Below are 18,617 nucleotides of genomic sequence, written 5' to 3'. Positions count from 1 at the left end.
ACGCTTGACACCGATCTATGTTATCTGGCAATTCGCCTTCATGATCTGTAATGCGTTTTGTCGGCGTTTTTAATACTAGGTTTAAGTGAAGATTTAATAGCCAGTTTTCTTAAAATCTGCACATATCGACCGAAGACCGAAAATAATACCACCGTTTACGTCAAAGCGCACCCGGTTCGCCGAACCCGTCTCGCACTGTGCCAGACGGTCCGACACCGAGAAGGATGACGATGAACGAGTCTGCCCCGGGCCACCCCATCCTGCGCGACGTTCCGATCGGCATCGCCGCCACCGGGATGCGGCACGAGACGGACTCGATGGGCGGGATCGACGTGCCGGCGGACCGCTACTGGGGCGCGCAGACGCAGCGCTCGCTCCAGCACTTCTCGATCGGCGACGATCGCATGCCCAAGCGGGTCTACCACGCCTACGGCTACGTCAAGAAGGCCGCCGCCCTGGTCAACGCCGCCGCCGGCCGCCTGGAGGACTGGCGCGCGCAGGCCATCGTCCAGGCCGCCGACGAGACGATCGCGGGCAAGCTCGACGCGCACTATCCGCTCTACGTCTGGCAGACCGGCTCCGGCACCCAGTCCAACATGAACGTCAACGAGGTGCTGTCGAACCGCGCGATCCAGCTCCTCGGCGGTGTGCTCGGCTCCAAGAGCCCGGTCCACCCGAACGACCACGTCAACATGGGCCAGTCGTCGAACGACACCTTCCCGACCGCGATGCACGTCGCCACGGTGCTCGAACTCGACGAGGTCCTGCTCCCCAAGGCGCGGGCGCTGGCCGACGCGATCGACGCCAAGGCGCGGGCCTGGATGGACGTGGTCAAGACCGGCCGGACCCACCTGCAGGACGCGACGCCGCTCACCGTCGGCCAGGAATGGTCGGGCTACGTGGCGCAGATGCGCGACGCGCTGGCCCTCGTCGAGGCGTCGCGCGCCGGGCTGTACAAGCTGGCGGCCGGCGGCACCGCGGTCGGCACCGGCCTCAACGCTCCGGAGGGGTTCAGCGCGGAGATCGCCGCCAAGATCGCCGATCTCACCGGCAAGCCGTTCGTCACGGCGCCCAACAAGTTCGCCGCGCAGGGGTCGCTGGACGCCATGGTCGCCGCCATGGCGGCGGTGCGCGGGCTCGCGGTCGCACTGATGAAGATCGCCAACGACATGCGCTGGCTCGCCTCGGGGCCCCGCTGCGGCCTCGGCGAGCTGCTGCTGCCGGCCAACGAGCCGGGCTCCTCGATCATGCCCGGCAAGGTCAACCCGACCCAGTGCGAGGCCCTGGTGATGGTCTGCATCCAGGTGATCGGCGAGGACAACGCGGTCGCCTTCGCGGGCTCGCAGGGCAACTTCGAGCTCAACGCGATGCGCCCGATCATCATCAACAACACGCTGCATTCGATCCGCGTGCTGGGCGACGCCTGTGAGAAGTTCCGGACCTACTCGGTCGAGGGCACCGAACTCAACCGGACGCGGATCGACGAGACCGTGAACCAGTCGCTGATGCTGGTCACGGCCCTGTCGCCGGTGATCGGCTACGACCTCGCCTCGAAGATCGCCCACCGCGCCAACGACGAGGGCACGACCCTGCGCGCGGCCGCCCTGGCCGAGGGCGTCCCGGCCGAGCGCTTCGACGCGGTGTGCGATCCCAGGACGATGATCGGCCACGGGCTGGCCGGCGCCTGAAGCGCGCCGGGACCGTCCGTCCGCCCCCCCTCAGCTGAGCGAGACACCATGAGCACGAAGGTCGCCGATCTGTTCGTCCGGGCGCTGGCGCAGGCCGGCGTGAAGCGCATCTACGGCGTGGTCGGTGACAGCCTCAACGGCCTGACCGAGGCCCTGCGCCAGGACGGCTCGATCGCCTGGATCCACACGCGCCACGAGGAGAGCGCCGCCTTCGCGGCCGGCGCAGAGGCGCACCTGACCGGCGAACTCGCGGTCTGCGCCGGATCCTGCGGGCCGGGCAACCTGCACCTGATCAACGGCCTGTTCGACGCGCACCGCTCCCGCGTGCCCGTGCTGGCCATCGCGGCCCAGATCCCCTCGGCGGAGATCGGCCGGGGCTACTTCCAGGAGACGCACCCGCAGAACCTGTTCCAGGAATGCAGCCACTACTGCGAGCTGGTCTCCTCGCCGGCCCAGCTGCCCGGCGTGATCGAGACCGCGATGCGCGTCGCCATCGCCGAGCGCGGGGTCGCCGTCGTGGTGATCCCCGGCGATGTCGGCCTCATGGCCATGCCGGGGAACGCGCCCGAGCTCTCCGCCGCCCTCGTGCCGCCCCCGCCCGTGGTGCGCCCGCGCGAGGCCGACCTCGACGCGCTCGCCGGGATGCTCAACGCGGCCGGGCGCGTGACCCTGTTCTGCGGCCGCGGCTGCGCCGGCGCCCACGCGGAGCTGCTGCAACTCGCCGAGGCACTGAAGGCGCCTGTCGTCCACGCGCTCGGCGGCAAGGAGCACGTCGAGTGGGACAATCCCTACGACGTCGGCATGACCGGCCTGATCGGTTTCTCGTCGGGCTACCGGGCGATGCTCGACTGCGACACCCTGCTGCTGCTCGGCACCGGCTTCCCCTACCGCCAGTTCTACCCGGACGACGCCAAGGTCGCGCAAGTCGACCTGCGGGCCGGGAGCCTCGGGCGCCACTGCCGGATCGATCTCGGCCTGATCGGCGACGTCGGGGAGACGATCGCGGCGCTGCTCCCGAAGCTGCAGGCCAAGACCGACCGGGCGCATCTCGACGACAGCCTCGCCCATTACCGCAAGGCCCGCGCCGGGCTCGACGCGCTGGCGGTGGGCAAGCCCGGCGGCAAGATCCACCCGCAATACGTCGCCCGGACGCTCAGCGAGGCGGCCTCCGAGGACGCGGTCTTCACCTTCGACGTCGGCACGCCGACGATCTGGGCGGCGCGCTACCTCGCCATGAACGGCAAGCGCCGGCTGATCGGCTCGCTGAACCACGGCTCGATGGCCAACGCCCTGCCGCAGGCGATCGGCGCGCAGGCGGCCTATCCCGGGCGGCAGATCATCTCGTTCTCCGGCGACGGCGGCTTCGCCATGCTGATGGGCGACCTGCTGACCCTCAACCAGCACAAGCTGCCGGTGAAGATCGTGGTGCTGAACAACGGCACGCTGGGCTTCGTCGAGATGGAGATGAAGGCGGCGGGCTTCCTCGAGACCGGCGTCGAGCTGGTGAACCCGGACTTCGCCGCCATGGCGAGCGGGGCCGGCATCTTCGCCCGGCGCGTGGAGGACCCGGCCGCGCTGCCGGACGCGATGGCCGCGATGCTCGCCCATGACGGCCCGGCGCTGCTCGACGTCGTCTCGGCCCGCCAGGAGCTGTCGATGCCGCCGAAGGTCGGCCTCGAGCAGGTGACGGGCTTCGGGATGTGGCTCGCCCGGGCGGTCATCGACGGGCGCGGCACCGAGATCATCGACCTCGCCAAGACCAACCTCTGGCGCTGAGGCGCCCTTCCGAAGCCGGAGCTCTGCCCGATGATCCGCTGCGTACGCATCTGGACCGGTGACGACGACAATTCCTACTTCGAGGAAGGCGTCATCGACCTGCCCCACGGCGAGCGCGGCGACATCCTCAGCGGCACGACCGACGTGGTCTCGATCTCCTTCCGCGAGACCCAGGCCGGCGGGACCTACGCGTGGCACGCGGCGCCGACCCGGCAGTTCGTCATCACCCTGCGCGGCACCCTCGACTTCCAGACGAGGGCCGGCGCGCACTTCACGATCCGCCCCGGTGACATCCTCATCGCCGAGGACACGGCCGGCTCCGGCCATTCCTGGCGCCTCGTCGACGACGAGCCCTGGTGCCGGGCCTACGTGATCCTCGCCCCCGGCGCCGAGGCCCGGCTCCCCTTCGTTCCGAACAAGACCGCCTGAGGAGGGGCCCGATGGCCGAGATGAGCTTCGACGACGCTCCCGACGTGGTGCTGATCGGCGCCGGGATCATGAGCGCGACCTTCGGCACGATGCTGAAGGAGCTGGAGCCGACGCTCAGGATCGCGATGTTCGAGACGCTGCACGACTGCGCGCAGGAGAGCTCGGAGGGCTGGAACAACGCCGGCACCGGCCACGCGGCCAATTGCGAGCTGAACTACACCCCCCAGCGCCCCGACGGCAGCGTCGACATCGCCAAGGCCCTGGAGGTGAACACCGAGTTCGACATCTCGCGCCAGCTCTGGGCGCATCTGGTGAGGAAGGGCGCGATCCCGGACCCCCGCGCCTTCATCCATCCCTGCCCGCACATGAGCTTCGTCTGGGGGGCCGAGAACGTCGCCTTCCTCAAGGCGCGCTACGCCGCGATGTCGGCCCACCACTGCTACCACGGCATGGAGTACAGCGAGGACCCGCAGGTCATCGCCGGCTGGGCGCCGCTGATCATCGAGGGCCGCGATCCCGGCGAGCCGATCGCCGCCACCCGGATCGTCACCGGGACGGACGTCGATTACGGCGCCCTGACGCACCTGCTGGTGAAGCAGCTCGCGGCGCAGCCCGGCTTCGCCGTCCACTACAACCGCAAGGTCGTCGCCCTCGACCGGGTCGACGACGGCCGCTGGGCCGTGACCGTCGAGGACACCTACGACGGCACGCGCCAGACCGTGACGGCCAAGTTCGTGTTCATCGGCGCGGGCGGCGGCTCGCTGCCGCTGCTGCAGGCCTCGAAGATCCCGGAGGGGCGCGGCTACGGCGGCTTCCCGGTCTCGGGGATCTGGCTGCGCTGCGACGTCGACGCGGTCAGCGCGCGCCACCACGCCAAGGTCTACGGCAAGGCCGCCTCCGGCTCGCCGCCGATGTCGGTGCCCCACCTCGACACCCGCATCATCGGCGGCAAGCGCTCGCTGCTGTTCGGGCCCTACGCGGGCTTCTCGTCGCGCTTCCTGAAGCACGGGTCGCTCACCGACCTGTTCACCGCGCTGACGCCGCACAACATCGTGCCGCTGCTCGACGTCGCCAAGGACAACGTCGCGCTCACCGAGTACCTCGTGGGCCAGGTGCTCCAGAGCTCCGACCACCAGTTCGCGACCCTCAAGGACTTCTTCCCCAAGGCGCTGAAGCAGGACTGGACCTCGGCGGTGGCCGGCCAGCGGGTGCAGACGATCAAGCCGACCGGCAAGGCGAACCCGCTGGAGGAAGGCTACCTCGAATTCGGCACGGAGCTGGTGGCCGCGGCCGACAACTCGATCTGCGCCCTGCTCGGCGCCTCGCCCGGCGCCTCGACGGCGGCCTTCATCGCGGTCGAGGTGCTGGAGAAGTGCTTCGCCGACCGGCTCACGCCGGACGCCTGGCTGCCCCGCCTCAAGGCGGTGATCCCGACCTACGGCATCGACCTCAAGCGGGACGCCGAGGCCTGCCGCCGCACCCGGGCCGAGACGGCGCCGGTCCTGAGGATCGAGAACGTCTGACAGGTTCGCGAGGCGCGGTTCCCCGCGCCCCGTTGGCGGACATCTGAGGGTGCGGCGCGCCCGGCCCGCGGCGGCGGACCGGCTAGCTTCGGCCGGAGAGAGGAACGATGGACATCTCCGCCCTGATGCTCTCGCGCATCCAGTTCGCCTTCACGGTGTCGTTCCACATCATCTTCCCGGCCTTCACGGTCGGGCTGGCGGCCTGGCTCGCCTTCCTGCAGGCGCGGGCGATGATCTCGCGCGACCCGGTCTACGACCGCCTGTTCGCCTTCTGGCTCAAGATCTTCGCCGTTGCCTTCGGGCTCGGCGTGGTCTCCGGCATCGTCATGGCGTTCCAGTTCGGCACCAACTGGAGCGAGCTCGCCCGCCGCACCGGCCCGATCCAGGGGCCGCTCCTCGGCTACGAGAGCTTCACGGCCTTCGCGCTCGAGGCCTCGTTCTTCGGGGTGCTGATGTTCGGCCGCAGGCGGGTGCCGCGCTGGTTCTACCTGTTCGCCTGCCTGATGGTCTGCCTCGGCACCAGCCTGTCGTCGTTCTGGATCCTCGTGAACAATTCGTGGATGCAGTACCCGACCGGCTTCGCCCAGCGCCCGGACGGCGTGTTCGTGCCGACGGACTGGTGGGCGATCATCTTCAACGGGGTCGTCTGGGTCCGCTTCCCCCACATGGTCCTGGCCGCCTACGTCACCACCAGCTTCTGCGTGGCCGCGACGGGGGCGTGGTACATGCTGCGCGGCAGCGACCGGATCGAGGCCCGCGCCATGATCCGGATGGGGCTCGGCCTCGCCGCGATCCTGGTGCCGCTGCAGCTGTTCTTCGGCCACCTCACCGGCGACTACGTCGTCAAGCACCAGCCCTCGAAGATCGCCGCGATCGAGGGCCACTGGGAGAGCCAGGCGCCGGCCGGCGAGATCCTGTTCGCGTGGCCCGACGAGGCGCAGGAGAAGAACCACTTCGTCATCGCGCTGCCCGCCCCGATCGGCAGCCTGATCGACGACGGCACCCTCACCGGCACGGTGATCGGCATCAAGGACATCCCCAAGGCCGACCGGCCGCCGGTGCTGATCCCGTTCTTCGCCTTCCGCATCATGGTCGGCTGCGGGCTGCTGATGCTGGCGCTGGCCTGGGGCGGGATGGCCTTCTACGCTACCGGGCGGCTGGAGCGGGCGCGCTGGCTGCAATGGGCGATCTTCCTGTCGTTCCCGCTCGGCTTCGTCGCGACCCTGACCGGATGGTTCACCGCCGAGGTCGGGCGCCAGCCCTGGACGGTCTACGGCCAGCTGCGCACCGCCGACGCGGCGACGCCGTTCCTGGCCGCGCCGCAGGTGGCGACCTCGCTCGCCGTGTTCGGCGCGGTCTACGCGCTGATCTTCGCGGCCGGCACCGTCTACATCTACCGCATGCTCAAGGCCGGCATCCTGCCGACCCCGGCCCGTGCGGGGAGCGCCGCCAACCCCAAGCGGCCGCTCGCCGTGCCGGGCGACAGTCCCGGCACCCCCAGCAGCAATCCGGCGGAGTGAGCGGCCGTGATCGAATTCTGGGCCGCCGCCCTCGCCCTCACCCTGATGCTCTACGTGCTGCTCGACGGGTTCGACCTCGGCGTCGGCATGCTGTTCGGGATCGCCCCGGACGAGACGGCGCGCCGGCACATGATGCAGGCGATCGCCCCCGTCTGGGACGGCAACGAGACCTGGCTGGTGCTCGCCGCCACGATCCTGTTCGGCGCCTTCCCGATGGTCTACGCGCTGCTGCTCTCGGCCTTCTACCTGCCGCTCCTCCTCATGCTCGCCGCCCTGATCCTGCGCGGCGTCGCCTTCGAGTTCCGCTACAAGTCCCGGCGGCTGCGGCGGGTCTGGGACGCGGGCTTCGTCGGCGGCTCCTACTGCGCGGCCTTCGTGCAGGGCGTGACGGTCGGGGCGCTCGTGCAGGAGCTGCCGGTGCAGGGCGGGCTCTATGCCGGCGGGGCGTTCACGTGGCTCACGCCGTTCTCGCTGCTCTGCGGGGTCGGCCTGTGCCTCGGCTACGCGCTGCTCGGCGCCGCGTGGCTGTGCGGCAAGACCGAGTCCGACGTGCGCGACCTCGGCTTCCGGCTGCTGCCGCGGCTCCTGCTGGGCGTCCTGGTCTTCCTCGGCGCGGCCTTCGCGTACGCGCTGGCGATGAACCTGCGGGTGCTGCACCGCTGGGTCGAGCGGCCCGAGATGCTGGTCCTGCCGCTCGTGGGGGCCGCGGCCTGCGCCGGGCTCCTCTACGCGGCGCGGCGCCGGATCGATGCCCTGCCCTTTCCGCTGGTGGCGCTGATCTTCGCCGCCGCCTTCGCGACGCTCGCCGCCTCGTTCCTGCCCTACATGGTGCCGTTCAGCGTGACGGTGACCGAGGCGGCGGCGCCGGAGGCGAGCCTGTCCTTCATGTTCTGGGGAGCGGGGATCGTGGTCCTGCCGATCACCCTGATCTACACCCTGGTGGTCTACCGGGTGTTCAAGGGGAAGGTCGACATCGCCGAGCACTATGACTGAGCCTGCAGCCGGGTTCCCGGACCCGCCCCGGCCGGCGAGGCCGCGCGATGGCCGGTGAGGTCGCGCTCTCCGAGGACGCGCCGGGCCTCCTGCAGCGCCTCGCGGCGTGGTGGCCGCGCGAGGCGGCCGAGGCCGTGCGCATCGCGCTCACCGCCATCGCGGCGGTCTGGCTCGCCATGTGGCTCGAGCTGGCGCTACCGCACTGGGCCGGCTGGACGGTCATCTCGGTGACGCTCGCCACCCGCGCGGCCTCCCTGCGCAAGAGCCTGTGGCGCGCCGGCAGCACGCTGGTGGGCGTCACCGTCGCGATGGTGCTGGTGGCCAATTTCGCCCAGGCGACCCTGGCCTTCGACCTCGCGCTGGCCCTGTGGATGGGCCTGCTAACCGCGGCCTCCAGCGTCGAGAGCGGCCAGCGCGCCTACGGCTTCGCCTCGATGGGCTTCACCGTGCCGATCATCGCGCTGGCCGACGTGCAGAACCCGGAGGCGGTGTTCCAGATCGGCGTCGACCGCTGCTCGACGATCCTGCTCGGGATCGGCTGCGCCTACGCGTCGAACGTGTTCGTGGCGCCGGGCGTCCCCGCCGTCAGCCGCGCCCTGGCGGGGCGGCTCGAGGCGGCCGCGGAGGCCTGCGACGCCTGGATGGACGCCCTGCGGCGGAACGAGCGGCCCGGCCCGATGCCGATCGCCGCGGTCATGACCCTGGGCGAGGAGGTCACCGACACGTTCACCGAGCAGCCCTCCCTGCGCTCCGGCGGCCGCGGCATCCGCAACGCCGCCCCCCGGCTGCGGCGGGTGCTCGCCGCGGGCCTGCTGCGGGCGCTGCTGCCGGACCGGCCGGGATCGCGCTCGACCGACCTGATCGGGGCCGGCGGGGCGATCGCCGTCCGGCAGGTCGGGCGCGTCCGGGTCTCGGCGCGGCTCCTGCGGGCCGGCGGGCGCGTGGGCCGGCGGCGCGTCCCGTTCCGCCCGCACCTGCTCCTGTGGAACGACCTGGACTGGGACGGCTGGCACGCCTTCGACAACGCCCTGCGCACCGCCGCCGCCGTCCTGCTGGTCAACGGCTTCTGGTACGTCACCGGCTGGTCGCACGGGGCCGGCGCCGCGACCTGGGCGAGCCTCGTCTGCGTCCTGCTCGCCGCCCATGCCGACCCGCGGGCGGAATCCCGCGCCTTCCTGGTCGGCGCGCTGCTCGCCGGCGTGGTCGGGCTCACCGTCCGCTACACCCTGCTGACGACCACCGGGAGCTTCGCGCTCCTGGCCGCGGTGCTGCTGCCGGTGGCGATGCTGGCGGTGGTCGGCCGCGCCGACAAGCGCGCGATCTACGGGATCGGCTTCGGGTTCTTCGTCTTCGGCGTGCTCGATCCCAAGAACCCGATGACCTACGACCTCGCCGACTCGCTCAACACCGTGCTGGCCGAGCTGCTCGGCATGGCGGTGGCGGCGATCGCGTTCGCCGCCCTGCCGCCGCCGGTGAGCGCCGCGACCCTGCGCCTGCGGGCCCGACGCCGGCTGGTCCGGTCGGTGCGGGGCGCGGCCCTCGACCCGGCGCTCCTGCTGCCGCCGCTCGACCGCTACCTCGCCCGGGGCTTCGGCCGGCTCGCCCTCATCGGCGCGGACGACGCGGCGGCCCGGAGCGGCGAGCGCCTGCTCGTGATCGGGCTCCTGCTGCTCGCCCTGCGGGAGACGGACGACCGGGAGGGCCGCCGCGTCGGCCGGGCGGTCTGGGCGCGGCTCGCCGCGTCCCGTCCGGCGGGGCCGGAGACGGCGCCGGATCCCTTGCGCGCGCTCGCCGACCGGGCGACCCTACCCCTCCAGGCGGAGCGCATCGGGGCGCTGGCCGCCCTCGTGTCGGATCTCGACCGCGCGGGCTGGCCGAACCTCGATCCGGGAGGGCGGGCGTGATCGGCGTGGTCGGATTGCGGGCGGTCGATGTGCTCGGGCTCTTCGTCGAGCCCGCGGTGATCTGCCTGCTCGCCGCCCTGGTGATCACCTGGGCCCTGCGCTGGATCCTGGACTGGATCGGCATCAACCACCTTGTCTGGAACCGCGCCCTGTTCGACTTCAGCCTCCTGACCGCCGTGACGGCGCTGCTGATCCTGTCCCTGCGCGTCCAGGGCCCGTGAGATGGCCCTGAAACCGCGACCGTCGCTGCGCGACTGGCAGCCGCCGCCCGCCTACAACGTCGCCGCCACCCTGCTGGCGCTGGCGGCGGCCGTGGGCCTCGCCTACCTCGCCTTCCTCTACTACGCCTACACGCCCTGGACCCGGGACGGGCGCGTGCGCGTCTACACCGTGCAGGTGGCGCCCGAGGTCTCCGGTACGGTGGTGGCGGTCCGCGTCCACGACAACCAGTTCGTCCGCAAGGGCGACGTGCTGTTCACGATCGACCCCGGCACGTTCAGGAACGCCGTGACCCAGGCCGAGGGCGCCCTCGCCAGCGCCCGGGCGCGGGCCGGGTACCTCGCGGGGATCGCGCAGCGCACCGCCGACCTCGACGACCTCGCCACAACGCCGCAGCAGAAGCAGACGACCAGCGGCCAGGCGCAGGCCGCCCAGGCCGACGTGGTCCAGGCGGAGGGTGCGCTGGCGCAGGCGCGGCTCAACCTGGAGCGCACGACCCTGCGGGCGACCGTGAACGGCTGGGTCACCAACCTGCTGCTGCAGGAGGGCGGGTTCGCCGCCACGGGGCAGCCGGCGCTTACGCTGGTCAACGGCGACAGCTTCTGGATCGAGGGCTATTTCGAGGAGACGCAGCTCCCGCGCATCGGCGCGGGCGACGCCGCGCGCGTGTCGCTGATGGCGTGGCCGGACCGTCCGATCCGGGGGCGCGTCACCGGCCTCGGCCGCGGGATCAGCGTCGCCGACGCCGCCCCGGGCGTCCAGGGGCTGCCGACGGTCAACCCGATCTTCACCTGGGTCCGGCTGGCGCAGCGGGTGCCGATCCGGATCGACCTCGACGACGTGCCCTGCCCGATCGTGCTGGCGGCCGGGATGACGGCGAACGTCGCGATCCTGGCCGAGAAGGCCGGGTCGCCGGACGCCCTGCCGCCCGGCCGGCGCACGGGCGCGAACGCCGGCCAGCGCTGCGACGGGGCGCCGGTCGTCGAGTCGCGGCGCTGACGGCCCGCGCCGGCCGGGAAAACCGGGCGGCGCGGCGCGTTGATCCGGCAGGCGCGCCGCCGCGCGGCGGCCGCGATCGCGACGAGGACCCGATGGACTACAGGCAGTTCGGACGCTCCGGCCTCACCGTGCCGGTGCTCAGCTTCGGCACCGGCACCTTCGGCGGCACGAACGAATTCTTCCAGCGCTGGGGGCAGACGGACGTCGCCGAGGCGACCCGCATGGTCGATCTCTGCCTCGACTCCGGCGTCAACTTCTTCGACACGGCCGACATCTACTCGGGCGGCGCCTCGGAGGAGATCCTGGGCCAGGCCCTGAAGGGCAAGCGCGACCGGGCGCTGATCTCCACCAAGGCGACCTTCCGGTTCAACGACGAGCTGAACCAGGTCGGCTCCTCGCGCTACCACCTGGTCCGCGCCTGCGAGGCCAGCCTGAAGCGGCTCGACACCGACCATATCGACGTCTACTTCATGCACGGCTTCGACGCCCTCACCCCCGTGGACGAGACGCTGCGGGCGCTCGACGACCTCACCCGCGCGGGCAAGATCGGCTATATCGGCGCCTCCAACTTCTCGGGCTGGCAGCTGATGAAGGCGCTCGCGACCTCCGAGCGCCACGGGCTCGCCCGCTACGTCGCCTACCAGGGCTACTACGCGCTGATCGGCCGCCACTACGAGTGGGAGCTGATGCCGCTCGGCCTCGACCAGGGCGTCGGCCTGATGGTCTGGAGCCCGCTGGGCTGGGGCCGCCTCACCGGCAAGATCCGCCGCGGACAGGCCAACCAGAGCGGCCGCATCGCCGCCGGCGGCGCCGAGGGCGGGCCGCCGGTCTCCGACGACTACCTGTTCGGCGTGGTCGACGCCCTCGACGCAGTGGCGGCCGAGACCGGCAGGACGGTGGCGCAGGTGGCGCTCAACTGGCTGCTGACCCGGCCGACCGTGTGCAACATCGTGGTCGGCGCCCGCAACGAGGAGCAGTTGAAGCAGAACCTCGGCGCCCTCGGCTGGACCCTGACGGCCGAGCAGGTCGCCCGGCTCGACGCGGCGAGTCAGGAGACCCCGATCTACCCGTACTGGCACCAGCGCGGCTTCGACGAGCGCAACCCCAAGCCGACACCCTGGTAGGCCGTCGCCCCGGCCGGGACGATCGGGCGATTTTTCGGAAACGATGCGTTTCGATCGTTTCTGTTCCAACCCGGCCGCTCCCGGTCCAGGATGCCTGCGGATGGGGGGCCGATCCCCGCGCGGAGGAGCAAGGCGATGAGCTGGCACAGTGCCGATGACCCGATCCCGGGCGACCATTTCAGCTGCGACGCGATCCAGACCCTGATCGTGCCCCGCTCGCGCGATCTCGGCTCCTTCGCGGTGCGCCGGGCGCTGCCCTCCACCGAGTGCCGGATGGTCGGCCCCTTCATCTTCTTCGACCAGATGGGCCCCTCAGAGTTTCTCCTTGGGCAGGGCATGGACGTGCGGCCGCACCCGCATATCGGCCTCTCCACCGTCACCTACCTGTTCGACGGCGAGATCATGCACCGCGACAGCCTCGGCACGGAGCTGCCGATCCGGCCGGGCGAGCTGAACTGGATGACCGCCGGCCGCGGCATCACGCACTCGGAGCGCACCGCGCCGACGCTGCGTCAGACCGGCTCCCGGCTGTTCGGCATCCAGAGCTGGGTCGCGCTGACGGACCGGGACGAGGAGAACGCCCCCGCCTTCGAGCACTACGACGCCGCCGCGCTGCCGGTCCTCACCGGCGAGGGCAAGACCGTCCGGCTGATCGCCGGCGAGGCCTTCGGCGCGCGCTCGCCGGTCCGGACCTCGAGCCCGATGGTCTACGCCGACGTGGCCCTCGAGGCCGGCGCCGTCCTGCCCCTCGATCCGACCTACGACGAGCGGGCGATCTACACGGTCGCGGGCGCCATCGAGATCGCCGGCGACGGCTTCGGCCCCGGCCAGCTGCTGGTGTTCCGCCCCGGCGACCGCATCAGCGTGCGCGCCACGGAATCGGCCCGGTTCATGGTGCTGGGCGGCGAGCCAATGGACGGCCCGCGCCACCTGTGGTGGAACTTCGTCTCGTCCCGGCCCGAGCGGATCGCGCAGGCCAAGGAGGATTGGCGCCAGGGCCGGTTCGACACCGTGCCGAACGACGCCGAGTTCATCCCGCTGCCGGAGGACCCGCAGCCCGTCCGCTACCCGTGAGACGGCCCGCAATCCGGCGGTCCCGCGCTACGTCGCGCGGGTATCGCCGCGGCAGCGCAACCCTAGCGCGAACATTAAGGAGTTGTTAACCATTTTCCGTCGGTGTGAGGCGGACGCCGATGCCTCACCGAAGGCTTGCGCTGCACCCTGTCGGCAGGACGCGTGATGGAACAGACGAAGCACCCCAAGGCCGAGGCGCTGGACCAGATCGATGCCGTCGCGCGCGACGCCCGCGAGCCGACGACCCGGATCCGCACCGGCAACCTCGTCCTGCTCGCCGCGGACGAGCGCGTCTCGGCGCAGGGGCGCAACCAGAACCCGTCGCCGGTCGAGCGGTGGCCCGACCTGCTGGAGCGGGTGCAGGGCGCGGCGCGCTACATCCGGGACGTCGAGGACCGGGCACAGGAGCAGGAGACGCACGTCCAGGACCTGCTGCGGCAGGTGCGCGCCGACATGGACGCGGCCCGCGCCCAGGTGCTGGCGGCCGAGCGGGAGACCCACGAGGTCCACGCGCAGGCGATCAAGCTGATCCAGGCCGCCGAGGACCGGGCCGCGGCCGCCGAGGAGCGGGCCGCGGCGGCGGAGCAGATGCTCCAGCGCATCGCCGAGACGATCGACGCGGAATTCGTGATGCAGCCGGGCGGACAGGTGACCGGCCCGGCGGGCAGCGCTCGGGCTTCCGCGACGCGGGCGGCTTCGTGACCGGCGCGGACCCGGCGGAACCGCCACGGCGATGAACGCGACGTTCTGGGCCCAGCTCGACGCCCGCATCGCGCGCGAGCGCGGAGAACCGACGGAGCCGGTTCCGGGGATCGCCGACGGCACCCGCACGGCCGACGCGCCGAGCCCGGCGGCGCGTTCCGAAGCGTCCCCCGAACCCGATTCGGAGACGCTGTCGCGGCCGGTGGCGGACTGGAGCCAGATCCTCGACACCCTGTCGGCCGCGACCGTCGCGAAGCAGGCGCAGGATCAGCGCCTGCACCAGCAATCGACCGCCTGCGAGACCCTGGCCGCGGATCTGGAGGCCGCCCAGCAGGAGATCCGGACCCTGCGGGCGCTCCTGGAGGAGGCGCGGGCGCAGGCGGCGCGGCAGGTCCACGAACGCGAGGCGGAAGCCGACCGGCGCGTCCGGGAGGCCGAGGCGCGGGCCGAGGCCGCGACCCTGCGGGCGGCGGCGGCCGAGGACTGGCTCAAACGGATCGAGCAGGCGAGCCGGGATCTGCTGCCCGACGGGCGGCACGCGGCCGCCTGAGGCCGGGAGCGCCAGCCGCGAATCGGCCGCGGCCTGCCGAGGCGGGTCGGCTCAGGCGGCGCGCTCGCCCGGCACGCCGAGGCCGATGGAGCGCGCCAGCGCGGACCGGCGCTCGGCATATTCCTGCGCGACCATCGGATAGTCGGCCGGCAGACCGTAGCGCTCGCGGTAGCTCTGCGGGTGCAGGCCGTGGGCCGTGAGATGGCGCTTGAGCGTCTTGTACCGGCGCCCGTCGATGAAGCTCACGATGCCGTCGGGCCGGATCGAGCTGCGGATCTGCGCGGCGGTAGGCCGGTCGCGCAGCGCGTCCGTGTCCCCAGCCGCCTCGATCGACGCCGCCCCGTTGGCGGCCAGCGCGGTGATCGCGTCGTGACACTGCGCGATGAGGGTCGGGAGGTCGGCGGTCGGAACCCGATTGTTCGATACGTAGGCAGCGACGAGCCCTGCCGTCAGCACGATATTGGATTGAGCGCTGACGAGGGACGAATCGGACACGTTATGGGCTCCTGACAAGGTCGAGAACCCTCTTAGGTTGGTCGGTGCCGTTGCGCTTGCCTGAAAGCGTGCTACCGTTTTCCCGAGCGCGCGCGGCGAAGCATGAATACAAGAATTTACGATGAGGACTTTGTTCTCTACGGCGGATTTCAAGCCGAAAGACAGTTTCCGCCTCTGGCGTGAGACGATCTTCGAGCGGATCGTGCCGGTCGAACTTACGCCTGCCGCGGCGCACGCTTTCACCGGCACACTGGAGGCCGCGGAGGTCGGGCCGCTGCTGATCACGCGCGTGACGCAGAGCGCCGTCACCACCGTCGCGACCCCGGACACGATCCGCCGGCACGGCAAGTACGAGACCCTGAACGTCGCCATCACGCTCAAGGGCCGCGTGTTCAGCGCGCAGGACGACCGCACCGCGATCCAGAATCCCGGCGACATCGTCGTGATGGACCGTCGGCCGGCGACGATGGCCTCCGACGTCGACACGCAGACGCTGTTCGTCGAGCTGCCGCGCGCGGCCCTGGAGCGCGCCCTCGGCTCGACGCGCCGGTTCACGTGCCTCACGATCGGCGCGGATCAAGTCGGCACGTCGATGGTGACGACCTTTTTCCAGGAACTGGTCCGCAACGCGGAGCGCCTGACGCCGGACATGTCGAACCGCATGGCGTCGGTCGGCGTCGATCTCATCGTCGCGAGCATCGCGGAACGCCTCGCGCACGAGACCCCCAAGAACATCCAGGGCGTCCTGATCTTCCAGCGCGCGCTGGCCCACATCGAGGCCCATCTCGGCGACCTGAACCTCGACCCCGCCCGGCTCGCGGCGGCCGTCGGCGTGTCGCTGCGCCACCTCCAGGCCCTGTTCCGCGAGCAGGATCGCAACATCGCCGACTGGATCTGGCGGCGGCGGCTGGAGACCGCCGCGCAGCGTCTCGCCGATCCCGGCTTCGCCCATCTGGCCGTCGGAGAGCTGGCCTACAGCTGCGGCTTCTGCACCCAGAGCCATTTCAGCCGCCGCTTCAAGGACAGCTACGGGATCTCGCCGAGCGAGTACCGGTGGCGCAACCGCGGCGCGGACCAGCTCGCCGGCTGACGTCCGGCTACTGCAGGACGGCGCCCGCGGTGTTCGCGCGGATCCATCCCGGAGCGAGGATGTCGCCGCCCTCGGTGATGATCCAGGGATTGGCATCCTCGGCATCGATCGCCGCGACCGCGGCGGCGAGGGCGGCCCGCAGCGTCGGGAAACTGTGCGACACGGCCACCCGGGCCGGCGCGTAGCCCGGCCAGAGGGTCAGTTCGGCGGGTCGGTCGAGATCGGTCGGCAGCATGGGTCGTGCGGGGCTGGAGGGGCACGCCGCCTGGGCCGCGGGCGTGCGGGGAAGCGGACGGAGAGCTGGCGCGCTCAGGCGGCCTTCGGCTTCGGCCGGGGCACGCGCACCTCGACCATCTGGCCGGTCATCGGGTTGAGGATCAGCATGTCAGCACGTCTCCGGTGGACCTGCCCGTAGAACGCCCGCCGATCGCGCCCGGATCGGAGCGGTCGGCGCAATTGTGCGGTTTGGGTAAACCGATCGTTCACCGTGAAGGCGCGCCGTTCATCCGCGCCGTCTCCGCCCCAGATTACAACCGGGCGTCGTGTGGTCGGAGGTCGGCACACCTACCGTTTTAGGCGTAGGATCCGACGCGCGTCGTCGCGATGGCCGAGCCGCGGGCATACAAAAGCCCGCCACGGCAGGACCGGGCGGGCGGAGTGGCGGCATAGGGTCGGGAGGTTCGCCGTGGCGGCGACCTGCCATCCCGCCCATGACGGCCGCATGACAGCGGTATGCCAGCGCGATGACAGCCGCATGCCAGCCCCACGAATATCGCGCGACCGTCGCGCGAAAGGTGGCCGATCCGGTCAGACCCGCTCCGGCTCCGCCAGCAGGATGGCGGCGCGGATGGCGGCCCGGCGCAGCCCGGCATCGGCCCAGGGCTGATCGATCAGCGTCCGGGCGAAGGGATGCGAGGCCACCGCGGCCGCGGGGTCGATGCGGAAGCCGTCCCCGAACGCCACCGAACCGGGCGTGGGATCGGCCAGATAGGCGTCGACGACGGCCGAGACGTCGTCATCGACGATATCCAGGGTCGTGAACAGGTCGAGAGTCATGGGGCGCTTCGCCATGGCGGCGCTATAGCCGCGCCACCGCGACAGGATCACGACTCCCGCGCCGTCACCGCGCCGCGATCAGTACGCGGCCGGAACGATCATCGCGGCGGGGACCGGGCCGCGCACGTAGTCCGCGTGCCGCAGGCGCTCGGGCAGATGGACCGCCGGGTGCTCCACGCTGCCGTAGGGGATCTGGTCGAGCAGGTGGCTGATACAGTTCAGGCGGGCCCGTCGCTTGTCGACCGCCTCGACCACCCACCAGGGCGCCTCGGGGATATGGGTCCGCGCCAGCATGTCCTCCTTGGCCCGGGTGTAGTCCTCCCAGCGGCGCCGCGACTCGACGTCCATGGGCGACAGCTTCCATTGCTTGAGCGGATCGTGGATCCGCATCCGGAAGCGGAATTCCTGCTCGGCATCGGTGATCGAGAACCAGTATTTTACCAGGACGATGCCGGAGCGCACCAGCATGCGCTCGAACTCGGGGACCGACCGGAAGAACTCCTCGACCTCCGCCTCGGTGCAGAAGCCCATGACCCGCTCGACGCCGGCGCGGTTGTACCAGGATCGGTCGAACAGCACGATCTCGCCGCCGGCGGGCAGATGGGAGACGTAGCGCTGGAAATACCATTGCGTCCGCTCGCGCTCGCTCGGGGCGGGCAAGGCGGCGACGCGGCAGACGCGGGGATTGAGGCGCTGGGTGATCCGCTTGATCACGCCGCCCTTGCCGGCCGAGTCGCGGCCCTCGAACAGCACGACCACGCGCAGTTTCCGGTCCTGCACCCAGTCCTGGAGCCGGACCAGCTCGTGCTGGAGCCGGAGCAGCGCGCGGAAATAGACCTTGCGGTCGAGATGATCGGGCGGCGCGCCGCCGAGCTCGGCCGCGAGCCGGTCGAGGCGATCCTCCTCGAGCCCGAGTTCCAGCTCCTCGTCGTAGCTGTCGGCGAGGTCACGCCGGATCGCCTCCAGGGTGGCATCCGAGTTGGCGTTCAAGGTGGCATCCGGGGCAGAGCTGTCGTCGGGCCGCATCGCCGGTTCTCCTGCGCGTCGCGGGGTCGAGCTAGAGCAGCGTTCCGTGACACGCCTGAGAAAGCGCCGCGCCCGCGGCGGCCGATCCCATGTCGCGCCCGTGATCGTTCCGTCATACGGTTCCGCCACCGATCGGGGCGACCGGAGATGCGTCATGGCTGGAGAAGCGAAGAGGGCCGCGCCGAAGCGCCGGCAGGACGACCCCGATCCGGCGCGCGCCGAGGGCGAGAAGGTCGGCGCGCGCATCGATGCCGCCTTCGAGAAGCTCGCCGGGAAGCTGCGCGCCCGCGCCGACAGGGCCCGCGCCAAGCTCGACGCGGCGACGAAGGCCGAGAAGCGGGCGGTGCTGCTGCGCCGCTACGAACTCTACGCGGACGCGGCGGCCTATCTCGAGGAGCGGCTCGTCGATCGCGGGGGGCGATCCGCGTGATCTCCATCGACCCGGCCGG

Annotated in this window: 20 protein-coding genes; 15 read left to right on the top strand and 5 right to left on the bottom strand. The window is 71.3% G+C overall.

The genetic code is table 11. The features are described 5' to 3' along the window. The first annotated feature begins 230 nt into the window (after nucleotides 1-230). The 13 genes from fumC (at nucleotide 231) to ACLBYG_RS04485 (ending at nucleotide 14,501) form a co-directional block, all read left to right on the top strand. Complete coding sequence (fumC, locus tag ACLBYG_RS04545; RefSeq protein WP_447680735.1) at nucleotides 231-1,688, top strand: class II fumarate hydratase; 1,458 nt, start codon at nucleotides 231-233, stop codon at nucleotides 1,686-1,688. 48 nt (nucleotides 1,689-1,736) lie between these two features. Continuing rightward, nucleotides 1,737-3,464 carry a ubiquinone-dependent pyruvate dehydrogenase gene (gene poxB, locus ACLBYG_RS04540; protein WP_091676006.1) on the top strand — a complete coding sequence of 576 codons (1,728 nt, stop codon included), beginning with the start codon at nucleotides 1,737-1,739 and terminating at the stop codon, nucleotides 3,462-3,464. 30 nt (nucleotides 3,465-3,494) lie between these two features. Continuing rightward, entirely contained in the window at nucleotides 3,495-3,893 is a 399-nt protein-coding gene (locus ACLBYG_RS04535) for a hypothetical protein (protein ID WP_020091020.1), read from the top strand. Between the two features lie 11 nt (nucleotides 3,894-3,904). Continuing rightward, nucleotides 3,905-5,416 carry a malate dehydrogenase (quinone) gene (mqo, locus tag ACLBYG_RS04530; protein WP_447680734.1) on the top strand — a complete coding sequence of 504 codons (1,512 nt, stop codon included), beginning with the start codon at nucleotides 3,905-3,907 and terminating at the stop codon, nucleotides 5,414-5,416. A 107-nt stretch (nucleotides 5,417-5,523) separates the two neighbouring features. Next, nucleotides 5,524-6,936 (top strand): cytochrome ubiquinol oxidase subunit I, encoded by a 1,413-nt coding sequence (locus tag ACLBYG_RS04525; RefSeq protein WP_447680733.1) that lies wholly within the window; start codon nucleotides 5,524-5,526, stop codon nucleotides 6,934-6,936. Nucleotides 6,937-6,942: 6 nt separating this feature from the next. Then, nucleotides 6,943-7,929, top strand: coding sequence for a cytochrome d ubiquinol oxidase subunit II (cydB, locus tag ACLBYG_RS04520; protein WP_447680732.1), 987 nt, complete (start codon nucleotides 6,943-6,945; stop codon nucleotides 7,927-7,929). Nucleotides 7,930-7,976: 47 nt separating this feature from the next. Continuing rightward, on the top strand, nucleotides 7,977-9,833 hold the full coding sequence (locus ACLBYG_RS04515; RefSeq protein ID WP_447680731.1) for an FUSC family protein: 1,857 nt from the start codon (nucleotides 7,977-7,979) through the stop codon (nucleotides 9,831-9,833). Then, nucleotides 9,830-10,054 (top strand): DUF1656 domain-containing protein, encoded by a 225-nt coding sequence (locus tag ACLBYG_RS04510; protein ID WP_020091025.1) that lies wholly within the window; start codon nucleotides 9,830-9,832, stop codon nucleotides 10,052-10,054. The genes ACLBYG_RS04515 and ACLBYG_RS04510 overlap by 4 nt, the downstream gene beginning before the upstream one ends. A 1-nt stretch (nucleotide 10,055) precedes the next feature. Beyond that, a complete protein-coding gene (locus ACLBYG_RS04505; RefSeq protein ID WP_447680730.1) occupies nucleotides 10,056-11,051 on the top strand; it encodes an HlyD family secretion protein in 996 nt (331 codons plus the stop codon). A 92-nt stretch (nucleotides 11,052-11,143) separates the two neighbouring features. After that, nucleotides 11,144-12,175, top strand: coding sequence for an aldo/keto reductase (locus ACLBYG_RS04500; protein WP_447680729.1), 1,032 nt, complete (start codon nucleotides 11,144-11,146; stop codon nucleotides 12,173-12,175). Between the two features lie 135 nt (nucleotides 12,176-12,310). Then, nucleotides 12,311-13,249: a pirin family protein gene (locus tag ACLBYG_RS04495; RefSeq protein ID WP_020091028.1), complete on the top strand. Its 939-nt coding sequence runs from the start codon at nucleotides 12,311-12,313 to the stop codon at nucleotides 13,247-13,249. A gap of 165 nt (nucleotides 13,250-13,414) precedes the next feature. Next, complete coding sequence (locus ACLBYG_RS04490; RefSeq protein ID WP_447680728.1) at nucleotides 13,415-13,951, top strand: hypothetical protein; 537 nt, start codon at nucleotides 13,415-13,417, stop codon at nucleotides 13,949-13,951. Nucleotides 13,952-13,982: 31 nt separating this feature from the next. Continuing rightward, a complete protein-coding gene (locus ACLBYG_RS04485; protein WP_447680727.1) occupies nucleotides 13,983-14,501 on the top strand; it encodes a hypothetical protein in 519 nt (172 codons plus the stop codon). Between the two features lie 51 nt (nucleotides 14,502-14,552). On the opposite strand, the gene ACLBYG_RS04480 is transcribed toward ACLBYG_RS04485, so the two are convergent. After that, nucleotides 14,553-14,996 (bottom strand): MucR family transcriptional regulator, encoded by a 444-nt coding sequence (locus ACLBYG_RS04480; RefSeq protein WP_447680726.1) that lies wholly within the window; start codon nucleotides 14,994-14,996, stop codon nucleotides 14,553-14,555. Between the two features lie 121 nt (nucleotides 14,997-15,117). Between ACLBYG_RS04480 and ACLBYG_RS04475 the strand changes: the two genes are divergently transcribed. Next, nucleotides 15,118-16,086, top strand: a complete 969-nt coding sequence (locus ACLBYG_RS04475) for a helix-turn-helix domain-containing protein (protein WP_447680725.1) — start codon at nucleotides 15,118-15,120, stop codon at nucleotides 16,084-16,086. Between the two features lie 7 nt (nucleotides 16,087-16,093). On the opposite strand, the gene ACLBYG_RS04470 is transcribed toward ACLBYG_RS04475, so the two are convergent. From ACLBYG_RS04470 to ppk2, 4 genes are all read right to left on the bottom strand, one after another. Then, nucleotides 16,094-16,321: a hypothetical protein gene (locus tag ACLBYG_RS04470; protein ID WP_020091033.1), complete on the bottom strand. Its 228-nt coding sequence runs from the start codon at nucleotides 16,319-16,321 to the stop codon at nucleotides 16,094-16,096. 74 nt (nucleotides 16,322-16,395) lie between these two features. Further along, nucleotides 16,396-16,542 carry a hypothetical protein gene (locus tag ACLBYG_RS04465; protein WP_447680724.1) on the bottom strand — a complete coding sequence of 49 codons (147 nt, stop codon included), beginning with the start codon at nucleotides 16,540-16,542 and terminating at the stop codon, nucleotides 16,396-16,398. 351 nt (nucleotides 16,543-16,893) lie between these two features. Next, nucleotides 16,894-17,142 (bottom strand): hypothetical protein, encoded by a 249-nt coding sequence (locus tag ACLBYG_RS04460; RefSeq protein ID WP_128083267.1) that lies wholly within the window; start codon nucleotides 17,140-17,142, stop codon nucleotides 16,894-16,896. Between the two features lie 78 nt (nucleotides 17,143-17,220). Further along, entirely contained in the window at nucleotides 17,221-18,168 is a 948-nt protein-coding gene (gene ppk2 / locus ACLBYG_RS04455) for a polyphosphate kinase 2 (RefSeq protein ID WP_447680723.1), read from the bottom strand. 154 nt (nucleotides 18,169-18,322) lie between these two features. Here ppk2 and ACLBYG_RS04450 point away from each other — a divergent pair, with 154 nt between their 5' ends. Further along, on the top strand, nucleotides 18,323-18,598 hold the full coding sequence (locus ACLBYG_RS04450; protein WP_447680722.1) for a hypothetical protein: 276 nt from the start codon (nucleotides 18,323-18,325) through the stop codon (nucleotides 18,596-18,598). Nucleotides 18,599-18,617 lie beyond the last annotated feature (19 nt).

Source organism: Methylobacterium sp. D53M (assembly GCF_053345625.1).
Note: the sequence above shows the minus strand (reverse complement) of the source record. Positions and strands in the feature narration are given on the sequence as shown.

What these genes read in the sequence shown, in the direction of transcription:
- fumC (WP_447680735.1), top strand. Translation starts at nt 231, where the DNA reads ATGAACGAGTCTGCCCCGGGCCACCCCATCCTGCGCGACGTTCCGATC.
- poxB (WP_091676006.1), top strand. Translation starts at nt 1,737, where the DNA reads ATGAGCACGAAGGTCGCCGATCTGTTCGTCCGGGCGCTGGCGCAGGCC.
- ACLBYG_RS04535 (WP_020091020.1), top strand. Translation starts at nt 3,495, where the DNA reads ATGATCCGCTGCGTACGCATCTGGACCGGTGACGACGACAATTCCTAC.
- mqo (WP_447680734.1), top strand. Translation starts at nt 3,905, where the DNA reads ATGGCCGAGATGAGCTTCGACGACGCTCCCGACGTGGTGCTGATCGGC.
- ACLBYG_RS04525 (WP_447680733.1), top strand. Translation starts at nt 5,524, where the DNA reads ATGGACATCTCCGCCCTGATGCTCTCGCGCATCCAGTTCGCCTTCACG.
- ACLBYG_RS04515 (WP_447680731.1), top strand. Translation starts at nt 7,977, where the DNA reads ATGGCCGGTGAGGTCGCGCTCTCCGAGGACGCGCCGGGCCTCCTGCAG.
- ACLBYG_RS04505 (WP_447680730.1), top strand. Translation starts at nt 10,056, where the DNA reads ATGGCCCTGAAACCGCGACCGTCGCTGCGCGACTGGCAGCCGCCGCCC.
- ACLBYG_RS04500 (WP_447680729.1), top strand. Translation starts at nt 11,144, where the DNA reads ATGGACTACAGGCAGTTCGGACGCTCCGGCCTCACCGTGCCGGTGCTC.
- ACLBYG_RS04495 (WP_020091028.1), top strand. Translation starts at nt 12,311, where the DNA reads ATGAGCTGGCACAGTGCCGATGACCCGATCCCGGGCGACCATTTCAGC.
- ACLBYG_RS04490 (WP_447680728.1), top strand. Translation starts at nt 13,415, where the DNA reads ATGGAACAGACGAAGCACCCCAAGGCCGAGGCGCTGGACCAGATCGAT.
- ACLBYG_RS04485 (WP_447680727.1), top strand. Translation starts at nt 13,983, where the DNA reads ATGAACGCGACGTTCTGGGCCCAGCTCGACGCCCGCATCGCGCGCGAG.
- ACLBYG_RS04475 (WP_447680725.1), top strand. Translation starts at nt 15,118, where the DNA reads ATGAGGACTTTGTTCTCTACGGCGGATTTCAAGCCGAAAGACAGTTTC.
- ACLBYG_RS04470 (WP_020091033.1), bottom strand. Translation starts at nt 16,321, where the DNA reads ATGCTGCCGACCGATCTCGACCGACCCGCCGAACTGACCCTCTGGCCG.
- ACLBYG_RS04460 (WP_128083267.1), bottom strand. Translation starts at nt 17,142, where the DNA reads ATGACTCTCGACCTGTTCACGACCCTGGATATCGTCGATGACGACGTC.
- ppk2 (WP_447680723.1), bottom strand. Translation starts at nt 18,168, where the DNA reads ATGCGGCCCGACGACAGCTCTGCCCCGGATGCCACCTTGAACGCCAAC.
- ACLBYG_RS04450 (WP_447680722.1), top strand. Translation starts at nt 18,323, where the DNA reads ATGGCTGGAGAAGCGAAGAGGGCCGCGCCGAAGCGCCGGCAGGACGAC.